The organism is Aquirufa sp. A-Brett2-W8, assembly GCF_054558755.1.
On sequence record NZ_JBPXKS010000021.1, the window covers coordinates 1 to 207 of the forward strand.

Consider the following 207-nt stretch of genomic DNA (forward strand, 5'->3'; position numbering starts at 1 on the left):
CTAATTCAACCACCAGGTTCTTTTGCTGTGAGGGAATCACATTCCAATGACGCCTGCCACAACGCTTGTTAGGACTTAGCCCATCCACCCCAAAATCACTGTATAATTTATACCATAGATAAAAGGTGCTTTTATTCAAACCCAATTGCTTGAGTGTTCGATTAATACCTATATCTGATCTTGTGACCATGTGAATGATTTCTTGTT

The 207-nt window shown here is 39.1% G+C and carries 1 pseudogene; it reads right to left on the reverse strand.

Annotated features, from left to right (window positions below):
• Positions 1-190, reverse strand: a pseudogene (locus ACST13_RS11065) (hypothetical protein); the annotation flags it as partial.
• Positions 191-207 lie beyond the last annotated feature (17 nt).